This is a genomic window from Candidatus Contubernalis alkalaceticus, from assembly GCF_022558445.1.
GTDB lineage: Bacteria > Bacillota > Dethiobacteria > SKNC01 > SKNC01 > Contubernalis > Contubernalis alkaliaceticus.
Genome location: NZ_CP054699.1, coordinates 2,157,665 through 2,177,647, shown reverse-complemented (window position 1 = coordinate 2,177,647; position 19,983 = coordinate 2,157,665). Strand labels below are relative to the sequence as shown.

The window sequence follows — 19,983 nt, the reverse complement described above, 5'->3', positions numbered from 1 at the left end:
ATTTTCCAGATTATGAGCAGTAGAGGGAGAAGGTAAAGGTTTTAAACATAGAAAGGAAGATAAACTTTGATGGTGAGGCTAAAAAATAAAAACCGGGGATTTACCCTGATCGAAGTTCTTTTATCTGTAGCCGTATTGGCTGTTGTGTCAGGGCCCTTTTTGTCGCTTTTTTTGCAGGGTTTCCTTATTACTCAGTCTGCCGGTATGAAGACAATAGCAGTGTCCTATTCTCGAGAGGGTATGGAATTAATAAAGGCTCAAGGTTTTGATAAGTTGGTGGAGACTATAGAGGGTCAACATTCTCTGTATCCCAAGAGAGAAAGTTGGGTAGAAGAAGGTTACAACTGTTTCTATGAAGTTCAGCATGTTTTTAGGGAAGTGCAGAATGGGTTTAGCACCGAATCTGTTGAAGTATTGGAAATAACTGTATACGTTAATTATTTTGATAGAACTGATCAGGAAGTAGTGCTTACTTCCTTCCTGTCTGGTAGGTAATGGGATGCGTCTACACAGGCAGAATGGTTTTATTCTATTAGAATTAATTATCTGTATAGGGCTTTTAGGTATGGTGCTGGTCTCTGCCTATGGGTTTTATTACATGGGGGTAAATTCCTACTCCCGAGGTTCTCACCGCTGGGATCTACAGCAGAATGGCCGGGCAGCCATAGCACGAATGGATAAAGAATTAATAAAGGCAGAGGATTACCTTGTGTATTCCCAGGGAAACCAGATACATTTTAATCTTCCAGGAGATTCCAGGTTATACTTTTTTCGGGTAAGGAACCGGGATTTGGAATTATTGATTGGACCAGGGGTAACCAAGGTTGCAAGTTATGTAAAGAGCCTGGATATTTTCCAAGGGGAGGACGGCGTAATTCATTATCGTGTTACCGTAGAAAAAGAGGGACAGGAATACTCGTTGTCTTCAGCAGTAAAACCCAGAAATGTCGGGGGGTAGGAGGGTGTGGTTATAACAAATAGGCGGGGCGCTGTTCTAGTGGTAGTAATGATTTCGGTATCCGTATTACTGCTTTTGGGAGGTGTTTTTTTACATTGTGCCCTCATTGAGTTTACCATCGCTTCTAACCATCAAGAAAATACCATGGCGTATTATGCTGCTGAAGCAGGGGTTGAATTGGCATATGCCTTGTTATATAAAGACCCTTCTTTCCCTTCGGGAAATCTGGAATTGATCTTCTTGGAAGACGGTTTCATAGAAATTGTACTGGGGGAAATAGAGGGCAGTGGAAGAGTTATCGTTTCCAGCGGATACGTAGGGAAAGCAAAAGAAACGCTTACAGTTGTAATCCCCATAGATTTTACCAAGAATGGTTCAGAAGTCGATTTAAATCTAGATAATCTTGATTTAAGTTTTTAAAGTTAATGTGTTCATGAAAGATTCAATTTTTTTTAGGGAAGGATAAGGACATATGTTTTCTCCGCTTGAAAGGTTGTTTAATAACCAACAGAAAGGGTTTTCTCTGATTGAAGTATTGTTGGTTCTAACGATTTTAGGAATCCTGACGGCAGTGGTTATTCCTGTCTTAGATATGGTCCTAGATTACCATTCTTTAGATACCACTGCCGGTAAAATGGCAGCTAATATGCGTCTAGCCCAAAGTCATGCCATCACCACTAACCAGTTTACCCGTCTGGTATTTCACAGATTTTCAAACTTATATATGGTTGAACTGTCTTTGGTGAAGGAATGGATAGATATCCCTCAGGGGATAAGTATTTGTGCTATTAATTTTCCAAAGTCCGGAGGAAGGGAAACCTTAACTTTTAATAGCTTGGGAACACCTAACCAGGGAGGACATGTGGGCCTGGAAAACCGCCGGGGGGACAAGTTGTACGTTATTATTACACCCGTTACCGGAAGGGTTAGAATTAGCAAAAACCCTCCCTAGGCCTGGATGCGTCTTCGGGGTTTACTCGTTCTGTTTTTTCCTTTATCTCTTTTTTTTAAGGTATAAGACTCCTACCTCTATGCGTTAGCTTAGGGTGGGGCTTCTAATCAGGTGGAGACTCTACTCCACCTGATTTTCCATGTTTCAGCTTGCTGAAACCAGTTCACTTGGTGTAAAATAACTTTATCAGGTTTTTGGCTGATAACAGAGGTTAATAAGCAAATATTTAAGCTGACAGGCTTCTTTAAGGGGGGCATTTTTGTTATGAGAAATATTATAATTTCAGGTTTTATGGGAACAGGAAAGACGGTAACTGGAATTAAACTGTCTCAGTATTTGAAATGTCCCTTTATAGATATTGATGCAGTGGTAGAAGAGATGGAGATGAAAAGTATTTCTAATATTTTTAAAGAAAAAGGGGAAGATTATTTTCGTAAGTTGGAGACTCAGGCGATTAAAAGAGTTCTAAAGAGAGAGGGACAGGTCATATCTACCGGAGGAGGTTCCTTGTTAAAGCAGGAAAACAGGAAACTATTGAAGGACGGTGGGCTCTTATTCTGTCTTTCTGCCTCCCCTGAAGAAATTTATCGGAGGGTAGGTGGGGCTGGAGGCAGACCGCTTTTGGAGGGTAAGGATCCATTAAATAAAATTCGAATGATTCTATCAGAAAGACAATCAATTTATAATGAAGTTTCCCATTCTATTGAGACTGATGGTAAAAGTCCGGAGGAAGTGGCGAAAAGAATTTTTAAAATAGTTAAAGAATTAGAGGGAAAATAGGGTTGTTAGGGGAAAAATACTAAGGTTACTTAAAAGTTGCTAACATTTCTAATAAGTGGTTTATTTAAGGTAGACATTAAAACATAAATCCTATAAAATGAGATAAGTTCATATTTATACTAGATTACTATACATAGAGGGGGAAGGCCTTTTGAAACTAGCGCCTTTGAGACTAGGTGAAAAAATTGTTAAGCTGCCAATATTTCAAGGGGGCATGGCTGTTAGGGTTTCTCTGGCTCCACTGGCTGCTGCTGTGGCTAATTGTGGGGGTGTTGGTACCATCGCTGGATCTGGCATGCAGCCTGGGGAATTAGCAGTTGAAATAAAAAAAGCCAGGAGTCTTACATCAGGAATACTGGGGGTAAATGTGCTTTTTGCCGTCAGTAATTTTGCCGAACTAGTAAGAGCGGCAATTCATGAAAAAATTGATTTTATCGTCTCAGGAGCTGGGTTTTCTCGGGATATGTTCAGCTGGGGGAAAGAAGCTGATGTTCCCATTATTCCTATTGTATCTTCTGCTAAGCTTGCCAAGATATCTGAAAAAATGGGCGCAGCGGCAGTAGTAGTAGAGGGTAAGGAAGCGGGCGGACACCTGGGGACAGATCGTCCCTTAAAGGAGATTTTGCAAGAGGTTCGCAGTGTTGTTAAAATACCGGTGGTTGCCGCTGGGGGTATCGTAGATGCTAAAGGCATTGCGGAGGTTTTAAAGCTTGGGGCTGATGGAGTTCAAATGGCTACACGGTTTGTATTAAGTAAAGAATGTACAGTACACAATAATTTTAAAAATCACTATCTTCAGGCTAATAAGGAGGACGTAGTCCTGGTAAAAAGTCCGGTGGGTTTTCCGGGCAGGGCTATAAGAAACCCATTAACTGAGCAGCTTTTGAAAGAAGAGGTTGAGATTGATAGTTGTGATGGGTGCCTTAAGGTGTGCAGCCAGGAGTTTTGTATAATGGATGCTCTGGGAAGAGCAGAAAAAGGTGATACTAAAAAGGGATTGATTTTTTCCGGAGAAAACGTATTTAAAATCAAGGAGATTCTTTCGGTACCGGAAATCTTTAATCAGCTTATATCCGGATTGAATAAAATCAAATGATAAACTGCCCTTTTAGGGTTAGTTCATTTGATTAAAAAGAAATACTGCATAGTGAAGGGTATGAGGGGTGTTAGGAATGCAGGTATTGGTCATTCACGGTCCAAATTTGAATATGTTAGGTAACAGGGAGCCGGAAATTTATGGAGCATCAACCCTTGAAGATATTAATTTCTGGTTGAATGAACAGGCTGCAAAACACGGGATAGAATTAATCATTAAACAATCCAACCATGAGGGTAAGATTGTTGATTATCTCCAGGAATACGGAGTAGAGGTTTCTGGGGTTATTATCAATCCTGCAGCATATACTCATTACAGCATAGCCATCAGGGATGCTTTATCAGTACTTACTGTGCCTATCGTAGAAGTGCATCTTTCAAACATTTATGCAAGAGAAGAATTCCGCCATAACTCTGTGACTGCTCCTGTCTGTAAGGGACAAATTTCTGGATTTGGCTCTCTTAGCTATTTATTGGCATTGGAAGCTCTTATAGCGATTCTTTGCAAAAGGAAATCAGTAAATGAATGAAGATTATTTTATAAAGAGATTGAGTAAACTTAGGGAAAAGCTGATGGGGAAAAATCTGGAAGCTTTTATCATTGCCAACCCTGTTAATTGTAGATATCTAAGCGGTTTTTCCGGAAGCACTGTAACCCTTTTGATTGGCCTCAAGGAAGCTTTTTTAATAACTGATTTTCGTTATGCGCAGCAGGCTCAAGAAGAAGCACCGCTGTTTACATTAATAACCAGTGGGCCTACACGATCATCATTGGAGAAATTGTGTAAAGATTATTCTTTTAAAAATATTGCTTTTGAACAGAACTATTTGACTGTTTACGGATTGGAGTTATTGAAGGGAAGTCTCTCGGACGTTAATTTGATACCTTTATATCGAACTGTGGAGGAATTAAGGGTAATTAAGGATCCCCTGGAAATATCTTTAATCCGCAAAGCTGCACAAATCACGGAAGAAAGTTTTGAAAAGATTTTACCCTTTATTAAGGCAGGTAGGAAAGAAAGGGAAATATCCATAGAGTTGGAGTATTTATTGAAGAAAGAAGGAGGGGAGAAAACGGCTTTTGACTTTATTGCAGCATCGGGGAAAAGGTCATCCATGCCTCATGGTACTGCTTCCTCTAAGATAATAGAACCAGGTGACTTGCTAACTCTTGATTTTGGTATAAAGTACCAGGGCTATTGTTCTGATATGACCCGAACAGTAGCAGTTGGTTTTGTTGGTGAACGGGAAAAGGATCTTTATCAGCTTGTGCTCAAGGCCCAATTGGAAGCTCTTAAACACATTGGTCCCGGTATAACTGGGGAAACAGCTGATGATTTTGCCAGGAAGTTGATTGCTGGCAGAGGGTTGGGCAGTAATTTTGGTCACGGTTTGGGGCATGGCCTAGGATTGGAAGTCCATGAGGAACCCAGGCTGGCTCCTGGTATAAAAACTATTCTAAAGCCTAATGCTGTGGTAACCGTTGAGCCTGGAGTTTATCTGCCGGGCTTTGGGGGTGTCAGAATCGAAGATATGGTTTTAATCACTGATGAGGGTTTAGAAATGCTTACTCAAAAGCATAAGGAAGAGCTGTTGATATTATAGTTTTTTTGTAGGAGGGAATGTATATGATATCTACCAACGATTTTCGTACAGGTTTGACCATTGAGTTGGAAGGACAGGTATATACAGTGGTTGAATTCCAGCATGTAAAACCGGGGAAGGGAGCTGCTTTCGTCCGTACCAAATTAAAAAATTTACAAACAGGAGCTGTTACTGAAAAAACATTTCGAGCCGGTGAAAAGGTATCTAAAGCACATATAGAACGTAAAACAATGCAGTATCTATATAACACCGGAGAAGATTTTATATTTATGGACCTGGAATCCTACGAGCAGTTGACTGTAGATTCAGAGAAGTTGGGAGACACCGCATACTATTTAAAAGAAAATATGGAAGCAGATTTCATGATGTATCAGGGCCTAATTATGGGGGTAGAAGTGCCAAATTTTGTGGAATTAACAGTTACTGAAACAGATCCTGGTTACAAGGGAGACACTGCCTCCGGGGGTTCTAAACCGGCAACATTGGAAACCGGTCTTATTGTTCAAGTTCCCTTTTTTATTAACATAGGGGATGTGCTTAAGGTAAATACTAAAAACGGTGAGTATATGGAAAGAGTATAGTGTTATAATAAAAATTGCATGATACTAAAGGAGGTTTATTATGGAAGACTTACGAGGAAAATTAGCTTACTTAAAGGGGCTTTCTGAGGGACTGGATTTGGATAGTAATTCAAAGGAGGGAAAACTGTTTTCACAGATTATCTTTCTTTTGGAAGGGATTACTGATGTGGTAGATAATCTTCAAGCTGACTATGATGAAATGTTTGAATATGTTGAAGCTATTGATCAAGATTTAACAGATTTAGAAGACGACGTTTACGAGGAGCCATTTGATGACGAGGAAGAGGACGACTTAGAAGAATTTTCTTTGGAGTGTCCTGATTGCAATGAAATTGTATACATCGATGGTGATACCTTGGATGAAGCTGATATAGAAGTGCTCTGTCCTAACTGTCACAGAGTTGTGTTTGTTCAAGGGGAGTTGTGGGAGGAAGAAGATTTGGATGACGAAGTGGAAGTTCAGGAGTAATATTTAAGTAAAACTATAAACAATAGAAAATACTTATTTTTAATTTTTTAAAACTACCGGCAATTTTGCCGGTAGTTTTTTGGTTTAACACGCATAAATGAACTTTTCTACCATATATTTCATTTATAAAGCATAATGTTCTCCTGGTTTAAATAATTATTTAGTGAAGGGAGCATGACATGTCTACAAAAATCATTATGAAACAAATCACGCCTTTGTTGCCCCCTATTATTAAAAAAATTATTACAAGATGCTCCCCCTTATTGTTGGATAAAGTTCAGGAGATCCGCTTGCGGGAAGAAAGGCCGCTGATGTTGGTTTGGTCCCAGGGAGATGTAATGCTGAATATTCGGGGAGAAGCCGTAAAAAGAAAAGAGGATGCTTACAGGTTAAAAAAAGAGGAATTACAACAGCTGCTGCAGACTATCAGCAATCATTCTCTTTATGCTTTTGAAGAGGAGTTAAGAAACGGGTATTTAACCGTTCCCGGGGGACATCGCATCGGACTGGTGGGTAAAGCGGTAATGGTAGATGGCAGGATAAAGCTTCAGAAATATATTTCTGGAGTCAATATTAGAATATCCCGGGAGGTAATCGGTGCAGGGGAGAAAGTGGTTCACTACTTACTGGGAAAAAATAGTTATGTTTACAGTACTTTGATTGTTTCTCCACCTCAGTGTGGAAAAACTACTTTACTGAGAGATTTGGTCAGGCTTTTGAGCGGCGGCGTTGATTCTTATGGTTTTTCTGGAGTTAAAGTAGGACTGGTTGATGAGCGTTCTGAGATTGCTGCCTGCTATGAAGGGGTTCCACAGAATGATATTGGAATCAGGACAGATGTTATTGACGGCTGCCCCAAAGTTCAGGGAATGATGATTTTAATACGGTCTATGTCTCCTCAGGTTTTGGTCACCGATGAGATTGGTAAAATTGAAGATGCTGCAGCCGTGGAAGAAGCTCTGAATGCCGGAGTTTCTGTAATAACCACAGCTCACGGCAGTAGCATGAAAGATTATAGAGAAAGGCCCGGGCTAAAAAGGTTGTTTGAAAGCAAAGTTTTTCAAAGAGTTATTATTTTGGGAATGTCCAAAGGAGTAGGTACAGTAGAAAGGATCTGGGATGAGGAAAAGTCTCGAAACCTTTTATTATAGTAATGAGATGGTGAAATTATGTTAATTAATTTTATTGGAGCAGTAATGATATTGATGGCCGCAACAATCCTGGGTTTTATGAAGGCTGGTAAATATCGAGAACGAATAAGGGAGTTAAGGTGTCTGCAAACAGCTTTTAATATGCTCAGCTCAGAGATTAGTTACACGGCTACACCGGTCCCTGCTGCTTTTAAAAAAATCGGGAGCAGAATAGATGAGCCCATATCTTGCTTTTTCTTAAAAAGTTCACAACTGTTAGATGACCCGTCTCAAGATGACTTTTCCACTATTTGGCGGAGGGTGGTGAAGGAATATTTTCACCAAACTGTTTTGTTGAAAAGTGATGAAGACCTGCTTTTGTCTATTAGTTCTTTTATAGGAGTATCGGATCAACAGCATCAGGAAAAGCAAATTAAGCTGATTCTTCATCAGTTGGAGCAGTCTGAAGAAGATGCTTTGGAGGCCATGCACAAAAACGAAAGAATGTGGCGTTACCTGGGCGTTATGGGTGGATTAATGCTGGTCATTCTGCTTTATTAGTAAAGGGGAGTTGTAGATGGATATCGTAAATGTAGACATCCTATTTAAAATCGCTGGAATCGGCATTTTCATATCCGTTTTAAATATGGTTTTAAAACAGGCCAATAAGGAAGAACAGGCGCAAATGCTTACCCTGGTGGGGGTGGTGATCGTACTGATGGTGGTAATACAGCTGATTAATGAGCTTTTTATCAGCATAAGGACGATTTTTAACATTTATTAACCGGAGGTTTTCCTTATTTATGACCATTATACAGGTTGTAGCTCTTGGCCTTTTAGCCGCCGTCTTTATATTAATCTTAAGGGAAAGTAAACCGGAGCTGGCTATATTTTTATCTATTGCCGTAGGGGTTATTATCTTTTTATCGATGATGAACTATATATCCAGTGTGCTGTATATATTAGAAGAATTGACCATTAGGGCAGACATTAACCTTTTGTATTTAAATACCCTTTTAAAAATAATCGGTATTGCATACATTGCAGAGTTTGGAGCCCAGGTCTGCCGAGATGCAGGGGAGGGGACCACGGCCAGCAAGATAGAATTTGCAGGGAAAATCATAATATTATTTTTGGCAATACCTTTGGTGGTAGTAGTCCTGGAAACCATTATTTCTTTAATTCCCTGAATGGGGGGTAGTTGGATAGTTGGATAGATGGATAGTTAGATAGATAACAGACAAAAGATGACAGTTGGACAGGACAGTGGACAGATAACAGTTGGATAGATGATAGTTGGACAAATAATAAAAAAAGATCGTTCCTAACTGACCCACTATCCCACTATCCCACTATCCAACTATCCCACTATCCAACTATCCAACTATCCAACTGACCAACCGACCAACCGACCAACCGACCAACCGACCAACTGTCAGCTAAATTATAAAAATACAGGTGAGAACATGGATAAATTAATAAAAAACAGTGAAGTGCGGTGGCAAGTTTTGGTAATACCAAAACCTGGGGAGGCCAGGGGACAGTTGACAGATAACAAAAATCAGTTCGTTCCTAACTGTCAAACTGATCCATTGTCCAACTGTCAGCCTAAAAAAAGAATCGTCTCCTTTACTACGGTGGTAATATTTTTAGTTTTGTTTTTAAAGTCTTCAGTTTTGTTTGCCATGCCTTTGGAAGAAGAGTTGTGGGAAGACCAAAAAGATGTGGTGGATTTAAAGATTATTGAGCAGTACTGGCAGGAGATTACCGGAGAAATGGATGATTATCTGCCTCACATGGAGTTTAATGATATTTTTGATTGGATAAGGGGAAGAGGAGAAAGCCCGCTGGACCTGATGGGAATATTTAAGGGTCTTTGCAGTTATTTGTTCAAGGAAGTAACGGCCAATTTGTATTTTATGGGACGTCTGGTAATCCTGGCGGTGATTGCAGTCCTTCTAAAAAACCTGCAGCAGGCATTCAGCAGTTCTAAGCTTAGCAGTTTAGCTCAGGGAATCATATTTATATTGCTGATGAGTATTGCTCTGCAGAGTTTTTCCCTGGCCATCAGTATTGGACAATCAGTAATTGAGAGGATGTCAGATTTTATTATGGCTCTCATTCCTCTGCTGCTAACTTTGTTAGCTACCCTGGGAAGCCTGGGTTCTGCTGCTATATTTCAGCCGGTGATTATTTTTTCTGCAAGTTTTATAGTGATTTTAGTTAAAAATTTGGTTTTTCCTTTAATTTTTTTAGCTACGGTGCTGCTTTTATTGGATAGTTTTTCAGAAAATTTTAAGATATCCAGGTTAGGACAGTTATTTAAAGACGCCGCCATTTTTATTATGGGTTTATCTCTAACTATTTTTGTGGGTATACTTTCCATTAGTGGAGTAGCGGGAGCGGTAAGCGACGGAGTGACTCTTCGCACCGCGAAGTTCGTTACAGGAGTTTTTATCCCCGTGGTAGGTGGGATGGTGGCCGAAGCTCTGGAAGCAGTAATCGGAGCATCTTTGCTGTTAACAAATGGATTGGTCCTGGCGGGAATTATAATCCTTTTTTTGTCCCTGGTTTTTCCCCTTTTGAAAATTATATCAATAGTATTTATTTATAAGTTTTCCTCTGCTCTTATACAACCTCTGGGGGATAGTTCATTATGTGACTGCCTTAACACCATGGGCAACAGCCTGCTTTTAATTTTTGCAGCAGTTGTAGCGGTAAGTATGATTTTTTTTATCATCCTGGTGATAATTATGGGGGCAGGAAATGCAGCTGTTATGTTACGGACATGAGGGGTGAAAATTCTTGCTCCACACCATAAGTCAAGTGGTAAAAAGTTTAGTAATTATTATTATTTTAGCTTCTTTTATGGAATTAATCCTTCCGGAGAATAAGTATCAGCCCTATATTAAGCTGATAGTTGGTTTGGTTATTATAGTCAGCATTTTAAATCCTATGCTGCAGCTTTTCAGGATCGTTCCGGACTTGGAAATGGAAATTCTGAAGTCTCAAATACATATCTATGAAGGACAAAGTTATGTGGATAATTATGCAGTGCAGCAGTCCCAGAGCTTGATTGCCAAGGAGTATAAACGCCGTATAACAGGCGAAATTAAGAAATTGGCGGAAAGTTACGGGGGGGTAGAAATAGTCAACGTTACTGTTGAAATTGTTGAGGATATAGAAAGGGAAGATTTTGGAAATATTTTGGCTATGAGTATTGCTTTAAAACCGCGGAGAGCTGAAAAACAGGAGGAGGGTATTTTTATAGATTCAGTGGTAATTCAAGTGGGGGGTGAAGGGGTGACGGAAGAGGAATTGGAGGAGCTTACACAGGAGCATCTTTTTAAGTTAGATAATATTGCTGAAGATGTTTCCAGCCATTTTTCTCTGGAAAAGGATTCAATAGATTTATTTTTTGTGAAGTAAGGTTACAGTGTTTGGGGGTGAGGGTAAGTTGTCTGCTTTTTGGGAAAAGCTTAAAAATAATTTTATATTTGTGCAGTTCTGTTCTCCAGATAAAAAGAATGAACAGAAAATGACTAAACAAAAAAAAGATTTAAGATGGATTTTAATATTATTGGCAGGGGCTTTATTGATGATGTTCAGTTCATTTTTTACGAATAACACTGACAAAAGTCCCTCAGAGACTGTAAATTGGACTGAGGAAGAAGCTCTTTCAGTTTTTGCTAATAAACAGGATAGTCAGGAAGAGAAAATGGAAAAGGATCTGGAAAACATTCTTGGCGAGATTGAGGGGGTATCAGATGTTTCAGTCATGATTAGTTTTTATGCTGGATCTAAATATATTTATGCTGCCAATTATGAGGAAAATATCCGGCAGACGGAGGAAAGGGACAAGGATGGTGGGTCTAGGGATATAATGGAAGAAAACCACAAGGATAATATAGTGTTGAGAAGGGGAGAAAACGGAGAGGAAATACCTTTAATCATAGAAGAGATACATCCCGAAGTTCAGGGGGTTTTGGTGGTAGCCCGGGGGGTGGAGCAGCCCATAAAGAAGTCTCAAATCGTAGAGGCAGTAAAAACGATTTTAGACCTTCCCTATCATAAAGTAGTGGTACTGCCCAGGGGCAGATAATGCCTTTTAGCGGGGGGCTTAAAAGATTATAAAATGGAGGGATCTATATGAACAATAAAACTATTTGGGCGGTTGTTTTGTTAACTCTTTTTTCTGGTTTTATATGGTGGTTCAACGTTGAAAAAGAGCTTCAAGAAGTAACTCTTATTCCCCAGGATGATGGAATTAGGGGGATGCTTGAGGATACTGTAAATCTGGGGGACGTTGAAGTAGATGGGAGCACTTATTTTGTGGAGTATCGAATGCAGAGGGATCGGGTAAGAGGACAGGAAATTGAGCTGCTAAAGGATATTGTCAATAATACCTCTTCCAGCAGTGAAGCCAAGCAGGAGGCGGAGAACAAATTAATCTCTTTAGTTTCTAAAATGGAGCAGGAGCTGATGCTGGAGAATATGATTAAAGCCAAAGGTTTTGAAGATGTAGTGTTCTTTTTTAAAGATGGCGCAGCCAATGTAGTGGTAAAGGCGGAGGAAATTACCGATGCTGAGTTTTTTCAAATCGCGGAAACTACAGCTAAAATAACTGAAGAAAAGCTGGAAAACATATTGGTGATCGCTAACAATTAATATATTTGTCAAATTAAAGCCTCGTAAATTGAATTTTTCGGTGATAATTGGTATAATATAAGAAATCAAGCAGAAAAATTCAGGAGGTGAAATTATTGGCCGAGAATAACCAAACCAGCGAACTTGGGGCAATAAAAATAGCCGATGAGGTTGTTGCCATTATTGCAGGCCTGGCCACTGCTGAAGTCCAAGGCGTAGCAGAGATGAGCGGTGGATTTGCCGGTGATATAGTGGATATATTGAAAAAGAAAAATTTATCCAAAGGGGTAAAGGTTGTAGTAGGAGAGACAGAAGCTTTCATTAATATATTTATCACTGTAAAGTATGGAATTCCCATTCCCTCCGTAGCCATGGAGGTGCAGGAGAAGGTAATCAAGGCTGTGGAATATATGACTGGTTTAAAGGTTTCTGAGATAAATATTCAAGTACAAGGAGTAAGTTTTCAGAAGACAGAGGAATAGATTTAAAATAATAAAACCCCCTGAACCTGATTTCAGGGGGTTTTAGCTAGAAAAGGGGTTATGTCGATGAAACTTACGGAGAAATTTTTTTTAGTTTTTATGGCTTTACTTCTGCTTTTTATATCTATAGGATTATTTTTTTTAGCCCTGCCTTTGGTATCTCTGGAATATGTAAGGACAGGCCTGGGCTTATATTATGGTAATCTGTGGTTAGTTGTCCCCTCTTTGGTTTTGCTCTCGATAGCACTACCCCTTTTGCTAAAAGGGCTTAAGGTTTCTCAAATTCAAAAATATGTTTCTTTAAAGGTGGCTCTGGGGGATATTAATATCTCTGTCCCGGCAGTAGAGAATCTGGTTCAGAATGCTGTGTCTCAAAAGGACAATTCTAAAGTAAACAAAATTAAAGTAAGAAATTTCAAGGAAGGTATAGGGGTAAGTATAAATATCAGCAGCCCCCCTCAAAAAAATATACCTCAATTAGTGGAAGAACTTCAGATGTCTGTGAAAGAACATTTGGAGTTAATGACAGGGATTTTAGTGGTTGAAGTGAAAGTAGTTCTGGATAATTTGACAGGATGAGCATCTACAGTTAATTAAAAAAATGAGAAGCGAGGTGCTTTGATGAAAAACGTCCGGTGGAATGAATTATTAATTGAAAATATGGGAAAAATTTTGGGTGCGGTGGCCGGACTCATCTTGGGATTTATTTTCTTAAGATTTGGTTTTTTAAAAGGCTCATTTATAATGGTCTGTATGGTTTTAGGAATTTACTTAGGTGCTGTCATGGAGAAAAGCCATAACTGGGAAAATTTTTTAGAAAATTTGTGGCCTCCAAACAAACATGATTGGTAATTTAGCCACCAAGTTGGTGGTTTTTCATTTGAGGAGGGTATGGTGTGAGTCGTAGAGGGGTCAGAGAGACAGTTTTTAAAGTGCTTTTTCAAATCGATGTGGGTAATAACCTGCCTGATTTTTTAGGAGAAAACTGGCTGGAGGAAGAAACGTTAACTGCCTCAGAAAAAATCCAGGTAAAAGAGATCATTGAGAAATGTTTAGAACATATGGGGGTTATTGACGGCTTTATTCAGAAATACCTGCGTGGATGGAATATTCTTCGTATTTCAGGGATTGACCGTAGCCTTTTACGATTGGCGGTATACGAGATCAAGTTTGAGGAGGATATCCCACCGGTGGTTTCAGTTAATGAAGCTATTGAACTGGCGAAGGTCTATAATGGGGATGACTCAGCTAAATTTATAAACGGTATTCTTGACAGTGTGTTAAAAGACAAGGATAGCAAAAGTTAAACCAGGGTGTATGTTCAAAAAACAGAAGAAGCAGGAGGACTATTCTATTATAAAGGCTGGTGATATGAATGTACTCTATGGGTTTTGATACCAGCGGATATACTACTTCCCTGGCGGTTGTGAATCATAACGGGGAGTTGTTAATTGATGAAAGAATACTGCTGGAGGTGAAACCTGGGGATAAGGGTTTAAGACAGTCAAAAGCTGTTTTTCAGCACATGAAGAATGTCCCTCTTTTATTGGAAACAGCTGGAAATAATTTTGATTTTAAAAAAACCTCCTGTATTTCGGTCAGTGTAAAACCCAGGCCGGCTGAGAATTCATATATGCCGGTATTTAAGGTGGGGGAATCTTATGCTTTAAGTTTTTCCCGTCTGCTGGGAGTCCCTCTTTATCCCACCACCCATCAGGAGGGGCATATCTGGGCAGGCTTATTTTCTGTCCAGGAGCATCCGGCGGATTTTTTAGTCCTTCATATTTCCGGGGGCACCACGGAATTAATGAAAGTTAATAAAGAAAGTCAAGCTCTAACCTTGGATATGATAGGAGGAAGTTCTGACCTGCCTTTAGGGCAGTTCATTGACAGGGTCGGAGTTAAACTAGGCCTGTCCTTTCCCTGTGGGCCGTCCCTAGAGAAGCTGGCGCGTGAGAGCAGGAACCCTATTCCTATACCTGTTTCAATAAAGGGCTGCTGGACCAGTTTTTCCGGTCCCCTTTCCCATGTGGAGAGGTTGATGAGCAGCAGCATCATAGAACCATGGGATTTGGCCAGAGGAATTGAAATATGTGCCATTAATTCTCTGGTGGCTGTTTTAAAGCAGGGGATACGGGAAACGGGAATAAAAGAGGTGATGATAGTAGGGGGAGTAGGTTCTAATGTTTTTATCAGACAGCAGTTAGAGATAAGACTGCCGGAGTGTCGGTTTTATTTCGCCGGTTCAAAATTATCTTCAGACAATGCTGTAGGAATCTCATATTATGGCTTGATAAGAAATGTATTATATAAGTTGCAGTAATTTAAAATTTTAAAAAAGTCTAAAAATAATTGTTTGAAAAAAGGATTTTATTATGGTAATGGAGAAATTAACTAATTGGTACCGTGATATTGCTTTCACAAGTTAAAAGGAATTTCACATACATAAAATTTGTTTTAGAAGGGAATTTTTAATGACAGCCGAACTAATCAGGGGACCGGTTGTTGAAAAAGCAATCAAAGATGAAATCATTAAAGAGGTCCATAAAATCAGGGAGCAGACAGGAAAACGCCCCGGTTTGTCCATTATATTGGTGGGGGATAATCCTGTATCCAGGGCCAGTGCTTTAGACAAAGAGAAGATGGCAGAGGAGTTGGGTTTTTTTTCTGTAGTGAAGAGCTTCCCGGCAACCATCAACCAAGAAGAATTAATTGCCGTAATTCATAGGTTCAATAGTAATAATAATATCCATGCCATTCGTGTGCAGCTTCCGCTACCCGATTATCTCGATGAACACAGAGTGATAGAGGCAGTTCAACCCCATAAGGAGGTTGACGGCCTTCATCCGGCTAATATGGGAAACTTGATTTTAGGGGAGGAAGAAACTCATATTCCCATTGCTCCCCTGGCCTGCTTAAAAATGCTTACGAGTATCAATTACGATTTGAAGGGAAAACATGCCGTTGTAGTGGGCCGAAGCAACATTATGGGAAAGCCTATGTCGGCGATTCTTCTTCAACAAGACGCTACAGTGACAACATGTCATTCCCGTACAGCTAATCTTCCTGAAGTCTGTTATATGGCCGATGTATTAGTAGTGGCTATCGGTCGTCCTCAGCTGGTAAAAAAGGAATGGGTGAAACCTGGTGCGGTGGTAATTGATGTAGGCATAAACCGGGTGGGAGACAGGGTTCTGGGAGATGTGGATTTCTTAAAAGTTTCACAGGTAGCTGGTTTTATCACCCCTCCTGGAGAAGTGGGAGCCATGACGGATACCATGTTTATGCTTAACACATTGCAGTCTTTTAAAAGTATTCATCATGCAACATTTGTTCAATAAGACCAGGATTTTAATTTAAATCCTGGTGTATTTAAGAAAGATATATTTATTAAAGTAAAGGGAGGAACGTATTAATGACAAAAATGGTAGATAGAACTTGTGTTGACTTTCTTGACGTATTGTCTTCTAAAGCCCCTGTGCCGGGCGGTGGTGGAGCAGCAGCTTTAGGCGGTGCCATTGGGATGGCTTTGTCTAACATGGTGGGCAACTTGACCGTTGGTAAGAAAAAATATGCTGATGTTGAGGATGAAGTTAAGGAACTATTGGCTCAAGGTTATAAGGTCCTTGAAGAATTAATAGTGCTGGTAGATAAAGACGCCGAAGTATTTGAGCCTCTGTCCAAGGCTTACGGTTTGCCCACAGAAACTGACGAGCAGAAGAAATTCAAAGCAGATACTATGGAAGAATGTTCCAAGTTAGCCTGTACAGTTCCCATGGATATCATGCGGAAGTCTTATGAAGGGATTAAGATTCATGAGAGAATGGGCCAGATTGGATCTAAGTTGGCTATCTCCGACGTGGGATGCGGGGTTGTATTTTTAAAAGCAGCTTTAGTTTCCGGTATGCAGAACGTATTGATCAATGTAAATTCCATTAAAGATGAGGAGTACGTGAAGAACACCTCAGAAGAGATGAAAAGGCTTTTGGAAGATGGCAACAGGGTTGCTGATGAAACTCTGCAGTTGGTTATTGATAAGCTTACAAAATAATTAAGGAGGTATTATATAATATGGCCGAAAGATTAAAAGGTAAAGCCGTTGCTGATGCAATGAAGGAAGAACTGACCAAAAGGGTTGAAGATTTAAAAGCTAAGGGGCTTACTCCTAAGCTGGGCATCGTAAGAGCCGGTGGTCGCCCCGATGATCTGTACTATGAGAAGGGTGCTACAAAGACCTTAGGTGCCATTGGCGTTGAAGTTGAAGTTTTTGCATACCCTGAGGATGTTGATCAAGCCACTTTTGAAAAAGGTATGACTGATGTTGCCAACAACAAAGAAATTAACGGCATTCTTATGTTCTCCCCTCTGCCCAAGCAGTTGGATGAGGCGAAAATCCGTTCTTTAATTCCCGTAGAAAAAGATGTTGACTGCATGACCCAGGCAGGCGCCGGCAAGGTATTCTCTGATGACGTTTCCGGATTTCCTCCTTGCACACCTACCGCCTGCATGGATCTGTTAAAGTTTTATAACGTTCCTTTAAGTGGTAAAAAAGCTGTTGTCCTTGGTCGTTCCATGGTTGTTGGAAAGCCTGTAGCAATGCTTTTGCTTCGGGAAAATGCTACCGTTACCATCTGTCATTCGAGAACTGACAATCTGCCCGCCGTTTGTGCTGATGCGGATATTTTGATTGCTGCTGTGGGAAGAGCCAAGATGGTTGATGAAAAATACGTAAAACCCGGCCAAATCGTGGTTGATGTGGGTATCAACGAAGATCCTGATAACCCCGGCAAATACTGTGGAGACGTTAACACTGCTGCCGTAGAAGGTATTGTAGAGCAGATTTCTCCGGTTCCCGGTGGAGTTGGTTCCGTAACCACTATCGTTCTTTGCAAACATACTATTATGGGCTGTGAAGCACAAAACGCGTAAGAAGTTTATAATGTAGTTATTAAAGGTCTCCTGTATTATATGGGGGGCCTTTCCCTTTACAGGGGACAGTTGGTCACGGGGACAGATACATATATCGGCAGATCGATGATGTTTGACTATTTACTGTCCACTGTCCCCTGTCAAACTGATTACCGGTAAGTATGGAGGTTTTTATGGAGATAGAACTATACCTGAAGCAAAGAAAAGAGTTGGTGGATGACGCGTTGGACAGGTTTCTACCTCCAAAGAAAACCTATCCTGATATTATTCATGACAGTATTAGATACAGTATTTTTGCGGGAGGTAAAAGGTTAAGGCCTATTTTAACTCTGGCGGTGGGAGATGTTTACCATCAGGATTTGTCTCTGTTTTTACCGGCGGCCTGTGCATTGGAGATGATACACTGCTATTCCCTAATCCATGATGATCTTCCGGCTATGGATGATGATGAATATCGCCGGGGTAAGCTTACCAATCATAAGGTTTATGGTGAAGCCATGGCAGTCCTGGCTGGAGATGCTCTGCTTACTATGGCTTTTGATGTCTTGTCTTGGGATTCTGTTATTGATCCTCAAGTAACTTTAAAGGTAATTCAAGAAATTGCTTTTGCCTCGGGAACCAGAGGTATGATTGGAGGACAGGTGGTTGACCTGAAATCCGAAGGTAGACCTGTTGGAGCTGAAACGCTGGATTACATTCACAGAAAAAAAACCGGAGCACTGATTAATGCATCAGTCAGGGTGGGTGGAATAATCGCAGGTGCAGCAGAGGCTGAGTTGGAGAGGCTTACACGGTATGGTGAATGCTTGGGACTGGCCTTTCAAATCATTGATGATATTTTAGATATCGAGGGAGAAGAGGAAAAGCTTGGGAAGAAGACCGGGATGGATACTTGGAAAGAAAAGGCTACTTATCCGGGGATACACGGATTAAGTGCAGCCAAGGAAAAAGTTAAGGAATTATATAATGAATCCCTGAGAGCCGTGGAGGTTTTTGAAGCTAGAGGAGAAGTGCTTAAAATCCTGGCCCATTTTTTAGTTAACAGGGATTATTAGAGGAAAAAAAGGTTCACTAAGGGGTGTAGTTCAAGTTGTTACAGCTTGAAAAATATGCTATACTTTAGGAGTTAAATAAGCGTAGGTGGTGCAGTATTCTAGTTAATACCCCTATCTTTGAAGGCGGGGCTAAAAATCCGCTGAGGGCACAACGATGAAGTTCTTGGTGCTGGCTCTTGACGCCCAGTCAGGGGTTGGTGCTGAGGGTTAAGGAATCGGGGCGATCTACAATGGCATGTAGGCGTTGACCCTGGTTCCGTGGAGACCCAATTTGGTGGTGAATTACCTAATAAGTAAATGATTACTGGTTGGGATAGAACCTGTATGCGGTCCAAAGCTGTGTACAGTGTAGCCTGCCTTGAGTGGTGATGGAGGGAGAGAATCATCCTTCTCGAAACCATCCCTGCAAAAGAGGCTAGAGGATAGGGTGAATTATTGAGGAAAACTCCTAGACTGTTCTCATCTAGAGAGGTCCAAAGGGGATTAAAGTGCGGACTAAGTGGCAATCCAGTCCTATCGGTGGCGACACGGTAGAAGTAATTTTAAAGGGTAACCGCCAATACGGCAACGATTTGGTAATTACTGGGGAAAACCTGCTGGACCTAAGCCGCAACGTTTACTCTTTGGACTACTGTCTACGCATAACTTTGTATAAGCTTAAGTCTATTTTTTTTGTTTAAAAGGGTGATCTTTTGTCAGATAATGATTATAATTTTTTGCGTCCCCGTCTAAAATGGGTTTTAGTCGTTTCTTTAGGGACTTTTATTTTAGCAGTACTTATAGGTATAGCTTCTGAGTTTTTGTTAGAAAATATACAATCACTAATAATTTCTTTTATAATTTTGTTGCTGGTTGTGATTATTGGGATTATATTTGATACCATTGGAATTGCTGCGACAGCAGCCGACGAGACTCCTTTTCATGCTAAGGCTGCAAAAAAAGTTTCTGGTGCCAAAAGGGCCATATATTTGGTAAGAAATGCAGATCAGGTAGCTAATTTCTGTAACGATGTAGTAGGTGATATTAGTGGAATTGTCAGTGGTGTAATTGGAGCTGCTCTGGTGGTTCGTTTTGTGTCAGAACAACCGGGTATTGACAGAGCGCTGTTCAGTGTGGTTATGACCGGCTTTATCGCTTCCTTGACGGTGGGAGGTAAGGCGGTGGGAAAAATAATTGCCCTGGAAAGAGCAAATTCTATAATTTTTATGATCAGCTTGATTCTAACTCGCCTGGATCAATTTATTCCGGGAATTATCCCTTGGAATAATAAATCAAACAAAAAGAGAAAGTGAGAGCGTTA

General features: G+C 40.4%; 29 protein-coding genes. All 29 read left to right on the top strand.

What is annotated here, in order from left to right:
* The first annotated feature begins 69 nt into the window (after window positions 1–69).
* The 29 genes from HUE98_RS10915 to HUE98_RS10775 all read left to right on the top strand — a co-directional run bounded on the left by HUE98_RS10915 (window position 70) and on the right by HUE98_RS10775 (window position 19,975).
* The gene (locus tag HUE98_RS10915) at window positions 70–495 is read left to right on the top strand and encodes a type IV pilus modification PilV family protein (protein WP_241420681.1); all 426 of its coding nucleotides are present in this window, start codon (window positions 70–72) and stop codon (window positions 493–495) included.
* A 4-nt stretch (window positions 496–499) separates the two neighbouring features.
* Window positions 500–958, top strand: coding sequence for a PilW family protein (locus HUE98_RS10910; protein WP_241420680.1), 459 nt, complete (start codon window positions 500–502; stop codon window positions 956–958).
* Window positions 959–964: 6 nt separating this feature from the next.
* On the top strand, window positions 965–1,378 hold the full coding sequence (locus HUE98_RS10905; RefSeq protein WP_241420679.1) for a hypothetical protein: 414 nt from the start codon (window positions 965–967) through the stop codon (window positions 1,376–1,378).
* A 52-nt stretch (window positions 1,379–1,430) separates the two neighbouring features.
* Entirely contained in the window at window positions 1,431–1,910 is a 480-nt protein-coding gene (locus HUE98_RS17660) for a GspH/FimT family pseudopilin (RefSeq protein ID WP_277623666.1), read from the top strand.
* A gap of 264 nt (window positions 1,911–2,174) precedes the next feature.
* Window positions 2,175–2,690, top strand: coding sequence for a shikimate kinase (locus tag HUE98_RS10895; RefSeq protein ID WP_241420678.1), 516 nt, complete (start codon window positions 2,175–2,177; stop codon window positions 2,688–2,690).
* A 151-nt stretch (window positions 2,691–2,841) separates the two neighbouring features.
* Window positions 2,842–3,786 carry an NAD(P)H-dependent flavin oxidoreductase gene (locus tag HUE98_RS10890; protein ID WP_241420677.1) on the top strand — a complete coding sequence of 315 codons (945 nt, stop codon included), beginning with the start codon at window positions 2,842–2,844 and terminating at the stop codon, window positions 3,784–3,786.
* Between the two features lie 76 nt (window positions 3,787–3,862).
* Entirely contained in the window at window positions 3,863–4,315 is a 453-nt protein-coding gene (aroQ, locus tag HUE98_RS10885) for a type II 3-dehydroquinate dehydratase (RefSeq protein ID WP_241420676.1), read from the top strand.
* Window positions 4,308–5,390, top strand: a complete 1,083-nt coding sequence (locus tag HUE98_RS10880) for a M24 family metallopeptidase (protein ID WP_241420675.1) — start codon at window positions 4,308–4,310, stop codon at window positions 5,388–5,390. Before aroQ ends, HUE98_RS10880 begins: the two co-directional genes overlap by 8 nt.
* A 23-nt stretch (window positions 5,391–5,413) precedes the next feature.
* Window positions 5,414–5,971 carry an elongation factor P gene (gene efp, locus HUE98_RS10875; protein WP_241420674.1) on the top strand — a complete coding sequence of 186 codons (558 nt, stop codon included), beginning with the start codon at window positions 5,414–5,416 and terminating at the stop codon, window positions 5,969–5,971.
* 40 nt (window positions 5,972–6,011) lie between these two features.
* Window positions 6,012–6,440 carry a CD1247 N-terminal domain-containing protein gene (locus HUE98_RS10870; protein ID WP_241420673.1) on the top strand — a complete coding sequence of 143 codons (429 nt, stop codon included), beginning with the start codon at window positions 6,012–6,014 and terminating at the stop codon, window positions 6,438–6,440.
* A 179-nt stretch (window positions 6,441–6,619) separates the two neighbouring features.
* Window positions 6,620–7,591, top strand: a complete 972-nt coding sequence (gene spoIIIAA, locus HUE98_RS10865; protein ID WP_241420672.1) for a stage III sporulation protein AA — start codon at window positions 6,620–6,622, stop codon at window positions 7,589–7,591.
* Between the two features lie 18 nt (window positions 7,592–7,609).
* Window positions 7,610–8,131, top strand: a complete 522-nt coding sequence (spoIIIAB, locus tag HUE98_RS10860) for a stage III sporulation protein SpoIIIAB (protein ID WP_241420671.1) — start codon at window positions 7,610–7,612, stop codon at window positions 8,129–8,131.
* Window positions 8,132–8,147: 16 nt separating this feature from the next.
* Window positions 8,148–8,354: a stage III sporulation protein AC gene (gene spoIIIAC / locus HUE98_RS10855; RefSeq protein WP_241420670.1), complete on the top strand. Its 207-nt coding sequence runs from the start codon at window positions 8,148–8,150 to the stop codon at window positions 8,352–8,354.
* A 19-nt stretch (window positions 8,355–8,373) separates the two neighbouring features.
* Complete coding sequence (gene spoIIIAD / locus HUE98_RS10850) at window positions 8,374–8,760, top strand: stage III sporulation protein AD (protein ID WP_241420669.1); 387 nt, start codon at window positions 8,374–8,376, stop codon at window positions 8,758–8,760.
* Window positions 8,761–9,036: 276 nt separating this feature from the next.
* Complete coding sequence (spoIIIAE, locus tag HUE98_RS10845; protein WP_241420668.1) at window positions 9,037–10,362, top strand: stage III sporulation protein AE; 1,326 nt, start codon at window positions 9,037–9,039, stop codon at window positions 10,360–10,362.
* Window positions 10,363–10,375: 13 nt separating this feature from the next.
* Window positions 10,376–10,999 (top strand): stage III sporulation protein AF, encoded by a 624-nt coding sequence (locus HUE98_RS10840; protein WP_241420667.1) that lies wholly within the window; start codon window positions 10,376–10,378, stop codon window positions 10,997–10,999.
* A 28-nt stretch (window positions 11,000–11,027) separates the two neighbouring features.
* On the top strand, window positions 11,028–11,672 hold the full coding sequence (spoIIIAG, locus tag HUE98_RS10835) for a stage III sporulation protein AG (protein ID WP_241420666.1): 645 nt from the start codon (window positions 11,028–11,030) through the stop codon (window positions 11,670–11,672).
* Between the two features lie 47 nt (window positions 11,673–11,719).
* Window positions 11,720–12,238, top strand: a complete 519-nt coding sequence (locus HUE98_RS10830) for a SpoIIIAH-like family protein (protein ID WP_241420665.1) — start codon at window positions 11,720–11,722, stop codon at window positions 12,236–12,238.
* A 95-nt stretch (window positions 12,239–12,333) separates the two neighbouring features.
* Entirely contained in the window at window positions 12,334–12,699 is a 366-nt protein-coding gene (locus HUE98_RS10825; RefSeq protein WP_241420664.1) for an Asp23/Gls24 family envelope stress response protein, read from the top strand.
* A gap of 66 nt (window positions 12,700–12,765) precedes the next feature.
* Window positions 12,766–13,278, top strand: a complete 513-nt coding sequence (gene amaP, locus HUE98_RS10820; protein WP_241420663.1) for an alkaline shock response membrane anchor protein AmaP — start codon at window positions 12,766–12,768, stop codon at window positions 13,276–13,278.
* A gap of 42 nt (window positions 13,279–13,320) precedes the next feature.
* Window positions 13,321–13,551 (top strand): DUF2273 domain-containing protein, encoded by a 231-nt coding sequence (locus HUE98_RS10815; protein WP_241420662.1) that lies wholly within the window; start codon window positions 13,321–13,323, stop codon window positions 13,549–13,551.
* 44 nt (window positions 13,552–13,595) lie between these two features.
* Entirely contained in the window at window positions 13,596–14,006 is a 411-nt protein-coding gene (gene nusB, locus HUE98_RS10810; protein ID WP_241420661.1) for a transcription antitermination factor NusB, read from the top strand.
* A 68-nt stretch (window positions 14,007–14,074) separates the two neighbouring features.
* The gene (locus tag HUE98_RS10805; protein ID WP_241420660.1) at window positions 14,075–15,022 is read left to right on the top strand and encodes a tRNA (adenosine(37)-N6)-threonylcarbamoyltransferase complex transferase subunit TsaD; all 948 of its coding nucleotides are present in this window, start codon (window positions 14,075–14,077) and stop codon (window positions 15,020–15,022) included.
* Between the two features lie 151 nt (window positions 15,023–15,173).
* Entirely contained in the window at window positions 15,174–16,040 is an 867-nt protein-coding gene (locus HUE98_RS10800; RefSeq protein WP_241420659.1) for a bifunctional 5,10-methylenetetrahydrofolate dehydrogenase/5,10-methenyltetrahydrofolate cyclohydrolase, read from the top strand.
* 74 nt (window positions 16,041–16,114) lie between these two features.
* The gene (locus HUE98_RS10795; RefSeq protein WP_241420658.1) at window positions 16,115–16,750 is read left to right on the top strand and encodes a cyclodeaminase/cyclohydrolase family protein; all 636 of its coding nucleotides are present in this window, start codon (window positions 16,115–16,117) and stop codon (window positions 16,748–16,750) included.
* 20 nt (window positions 16,751–16,770) lie between these two features.
* A complete protein-coding gene (locus HUE98_RS10790) occupies window positions 16,771–17,628 on the top strand; it encodes a bifunctional 5,10-methylenetetrahydrofolate dehydrogenase/5,10-methenyltetrahydrofolate cyclohydrolase (RefSeq protein WP_241420657.1) in 858 nt (285 codons plus the stop codon).
* Between the two features lie 173 nt (window positions 17,629–17,801).
* Window positions 17,802–18,683 carry a polyprenyl synthetase family protein gene (locus HUE98_RS10785; RefSeq protein WP_241420656.1) on the top strand — a complete coding sequence of 294 codons (882 nt, stop codon included), beginning with the start codon at window positions 17,802–17,804 and terminating at the stop codon, window positions 18,681–18,683.
* Window positions 18,684–19,171: 488 nt separating this feature from the next.
* Window positions 19,172–19,363 (top strand): hypothetical protein, encoded by a 192-nt coding sequence (locus HUE98_RS10780; protein WP_241420655.1) that lies wholly within the window; start codon window positions 19,172–19,174, stop codon window positions 19,361–19,363.
* Window positions 19,364–19,375: 12 nt separating this feature from the next.
* The gene (locus HUE98_RS10775; RefSeq protein WP_241420654.1) at window positions 19,376–19,975 is read left to right on the top strand and encodes a hypothetical protein; all 600 of its coding nucleotides are present in this window, start codon (window positions 19,376–19,378) and stop codon (window positions 19,973–19,975) included.
* The last annotated feature ends 8 nt before the right edge of the window (window positions 19,976–19,983 follow it).

Coding starts and splice junctions, on each gene's coding strand:
- HUE98_RS10915 (WP_241420681.1), top strand. CDS start 70: ATGGTGAGGCTAAAAAATAAAAACCGGGGATTTACCCTGATCGAAGTT.
- HUE98_RS10910 (WP_241420680.1), top strand. CDS start 500: ATGCGTCTACACAGGCAGAATGGTTTTATTCTATTAGAATTAATTATC.
- HUE98_RS17660 (WP_277623666.1), top strand. CDS start 1,431: ATGTTTTCTCCGCTTGAAAGGTTGTTTAATAACCAACAGAAAGGGTTT.
- HUE98_RS10895 (WP_241420678.1), top strand. CDS start 2,175: ATGAGAAATATTATAATTTCAGGTTTTATGGGAACAGGAAAGACGGTA.
- aroQ (WP_241420676.1), top strand. CDS start 3,863: ATGCAGGTATTGGTCATTCACGGTCCAAATTTGAATATGTTAGGTAAC.
- HUE98_RS10880 (WP_241420675.1), top strand. CDS start 4,308: ATGAATGAAGATTATTTTATAAAGAGATTGAGTAAACTTAGGGAAAAG.
- efp (WP_241420674.1), top strand. CDS start 5,414: ATGATATCTACCAACGATTTTCGTACAGGTTTGACCATTGAGTTGGAA.
- HUE98_RS10870 (WP_241420673.1), top strand. CDS start 6,012: ATGGAAGACTTACGAGGAAAATTAGCTTACTTAAAGGGGCTTTCTGAG.
- spoIIIAA (WP_241420672.1), top strand. CDS start 6,620: ATGTCTACAAAAATCATTATGAAACAAATCACGCCTTTGTTGCCCCCT.
- spoIIIAB (WP_241420671.1), top strand. CDS start 7,610: ATGTTAATTAATTTTATTGGAGCAGTAATGATATTGATGGCCGCAACA.
- spoIIIAC (WP_241420670.1), top strand. CDS start 8,148: ATGGATATCGTAAATGTAGACATCCTATTTAAAATCGCTGGAATCGGC.
- spoIIIAD (WP_241420669.1), top strand. CDS start 8,374: ATGACCATTATACAGGTTGTAGCTCTTGGCCTTTTAGCCGCCGTCTTT.
- spoIIIAE (WP_241420668.1), top strand. CDS start 9,037: ATGGATAAATTAATAAAAAACAGTGAAGTGCGGTGGCAAGTTTTGGTA.
- HUE98_RS10830 (WP_241420665.1), top strand. CDS start 11,720: ATGAACAATAAAACTATTTGGGCGGTTGTTTTGTTAACTCTTTTTTCT.
- amaP (WP_241420663.1), top strand. CDS start 12,766: ATGAAACTTACGGAGAAATTTTTTTTAGTTTTTATGGCTTTACTTCTG.
- HUE98_RS10815 (WP_241420662.1), top strand. CDS start 13,321: ATGAAAAACGTCCGGTGGAATGAATTATTAATTGAAAATATGGGAAAA.
- HUE98_RS10805 (WP_241420660.1), top strand. CDS start 14,075: ATGTACTCTATGGGTTTTGATACCAGCGGATATACTACTTCCCTGGCG.
- HUE98_RS10800 (WP_241420659.1), top strand. CDS start 15,174: ATGACAGCCGAACTAATCAGGGGACCGGTTGTTGAAAAAGCAATCAAA.
- HUE98_RS10795 (WP_241420658.1), top strand. CDS start 16,115: ATGACAAAAATGGTAGATAGAACTTGTGTTGACTTTCTTGACGTATTG.
- HUE98_RS10790 (WP_241420657.1), top strand. CDS start 16,771: ATGGCCGAAAGATTAAAAGGTAAAGCCGTTGCTGATGCAATGAAGGAA.
- HUE98_RS10785 (WP_241420656.1), top strand. CDS start 17,802: ATGGAGATAGAACTATACCTGAAGCAAAGAAAAGAGTTGGTGGATGAC.